At 68.2% G+C, this 2,784-nt stretch carries 2 protein-coding genes; both read left to right on the top strand.

Annotation, left to right across the window (positions count from 1 at the left end):
- The coding region (gene xdhA, locus AC1DKD_RS40545) for a xanthine dehydrogenase small subunit (RefSeq protein WP_477144674.1) at positions 1 to 1,360 on the top strand (1,360 nt) is incomplete at its 5' end.
- Between the two features lie 12 nt (positions 1,361 to 1,372).
- On the top strand, positions 1,373 to 2,784 hold a 1,412-nt coding region (locus AC1DKD_RS40550), incomplete at its 3' end, for a molybdopterin cofactor-binding domain-containing protein (RefSeq protein WP_477144675.1).

Raw genomic sequence — 2,784 nt, forward strand, 5'->3', positions numbered from 1 at the left:
CGAACTGGGCGAGGACGGCCAGGTCGCCTTCAAGGCGGTCAATTCCTGCATCCAGTTCCTGCCCACGCTGGACGGCCGCGCCCTGATCACCGTGGAAGACCTGCGCCAGGCCGACGGCGCGCTGCACCCGGTACAGCAAGCGATGGTGGAGTGCCACGGCTCCCAGTGTGGCTTCTGCACCCCCGGCTTCGTGATGTCGCTGTGGGCGCTGTACCAGCAAAAGGCCGAAGACGCCGGCACCGGCCGCGCGCCGGCCCGCGAGACCATCTGCGACGCCCTCACAGGCAACCTGTGCCGCTGCACCGGCTACCGTCCCATCATCGAGGCCGGCCAGCGCATGATGGCGCTGCCGGCGCCGCAGGCCAGCAAGCTGGACCCGCGGCAGATCGCCGACACGCTGCGCTCGCTGCAACGCGAAGGCACGTTCCACTACAGCGCCGGCGGCCAGCACTTCTACGCGCCCCGCACGGCATCGGCTTTCGCCGCCATCAAGGCCGCGGAGCCGGGCGCGCGCATCCTGGCCGGCAGCACCGACGTGGGCCTGTGGGTGACCAAGCAGTTCCGGGAGCTCGGCAACCTGCTGTACGTGGGCCAGGTATCCGACCTCAACAGTATCGAGCAGGTGGACGGCGCCGTGGAAATCGGCGCGGCGGTCTCGCTGGAGCGCGCCTATGCGGCGCTCAATGCCACGCACCCCGAACTGGAAGAAATGTGGAAGCGTTTTGCCTCGCTGCCGATCCGCAACGCCGGCACGCTGGGGGGCAATATTGCCAACGGCTCGCCCATTGGCGACTCCATGCCCGCGCTGATCGCCCTTGGCACCGAAGTGGTGCTGCAGCGCGGCGAAGCGCGCCGCGCGCTGCCGCTGGAAGACCTCTACCTGGCCTACCAGAAGACCGCCATGGCCGAGGGCGAGTTCGTCGCGGCCCTGCGCGTGCCGCTCGCGGGGCCGGAGCACTTCCGTACCTACAAGCTGTCAAAACGCTTTGACGAGGACATTTCCGCTGTCTGTGCGGCCTTTGCGCTGACGCTGGAAAACGGCGTGATCCGTCATGCACGCGTGGCCTTCGGCGGCATGGCCGCCACGCCCAAGCGCGGCGCCCTGACGGAAGCCGCGCTGGTCGGCCAACCCTGGACCGAAACCACCGCCCGGGCCGCCATGAGCGCGCTGGCGCAGGACTTCACGCCGCTGACCGACATGCGCTCCACCGCCGCCTACCGCAGCCGTGGCGCCGCCAACCTGCTGTACCGCTTCTGGCTGGAAACGCGCGCCGACGCGCTGCCAGCCGCCGCCGTCAATGTCCGCGCCCCCGGCGCCGGCCAGATCGTCGCCACCGTCGCCACCGTCGCCACCGCATAAGGATAGATCGGCATGAACAAGCAAACCGAACCCTTCCTGCTCGACGCCGAGATCGAGGCCAAGGCCGCCGTCTCCACGCCACAAGTGGGCATTTCGCGCCCGCATGAATCGGCCCACCTGCACGTGGCCGGCACGGCCACTTATACCGACGACATTCCCGAGCTGGCCGGCACGCTGCACGCCGCGCTCGGCATGAGCACGCGCGCCCACGCCCGCATCAAGTCGATGTCGCTCGACAAGGTGCGCGCCGCGCCGGGCGTGGTGGCGGTGCTGACCGCCGAAGATATCCCCGCCGCCAACGAGTGCGGCCCGATCATCCATGACGACCCCATCCTGGCCAACGGCCTGGTGCAGTTCATCGGCCAGCCGATGTTCGTGGTGGTGGCCACCTCGCACGATGCCGCGCGCCGTGCCGCACGCCTGGGCAATGTCGAGTACGAGGACCTGGCGCCGGTGCTGTCGCCCGAGGCGGCGCACCAGGCCGGCAGCTATGTGCTGCCGCCGATGCACCTGACACGCGGCGAGCCGGCCAGCCATATCGCCGGTGCTGCGCACCGGGAGCAGGGCAGTATCCGCCTGGGCGGCCAGGAGCAGTTCTACCTGGAAGGCCAGATCGCCTACGCCGCGCCGAAGGAAAACGACGGCATGCACGTGTGGTGCTCGACCCAGCATCCCACCGAAATGCAGCATGCTGTCGCGCATATGCTGGGATGGCACGCGCACCAGGTGCTGGTGGAATGCCGGCGCATGGGCGGCGGCTTCGGTGGCAAGGAATCGCAATCGGCCATGTTCGCCTGCTGCGCCGCGCTGGCCGCGTGGAAGCTGCTGTGCCCGGTCAAGCTGCGTCCGGACCGCGACGACGACATGATGATCACCGGCAAGCGCCACGACTTCGTCTTCGATTTCGAAGTCGGCCACGATGCCGATGGCCGCATCGACGGCGTGTCGGTGGAGATGGTTTCGCGCGCCGGCTTCTCGGCCGACCTGTCCGGCCCGGTGATGACCCGCGCCATCTGCCACTTCGACAACGCCTACTGGCTGCCGAATGTGCAGATCGACGGCTACTGCGGCAAGACCAATACGCAGAGCAATACCGCCTTCCGCGGCTTCGGTGGCCCGCAAGGCGCCTTTGCCATCGAATACATCTTGGACAACGTGGCGCGCACCGTGGGCCGCGATGCGCTCGACGTGCGCCGCGCCAACCTGTACGGCAAGACCGAGCGCAATGTCACGCCTTACGGCCAGACCGTGGAAGACAACGTCATCCACGAACTGCTCGACGAACTGGAGGCCAGCAGCGCCTACCGCGAGCGCCGCGAGGCAACGCGCGCATTCAACGCCGGCAGCCCGGTACTGAAGAAGGGCATTGCCATCACCCCGGTGAAGTTCGGCATCTCSTTCAAYGTGGCSCACTTCAACCAGGC

This window comes from Cupriavidus sp. 05T313, from assembly GCF_056396665.1.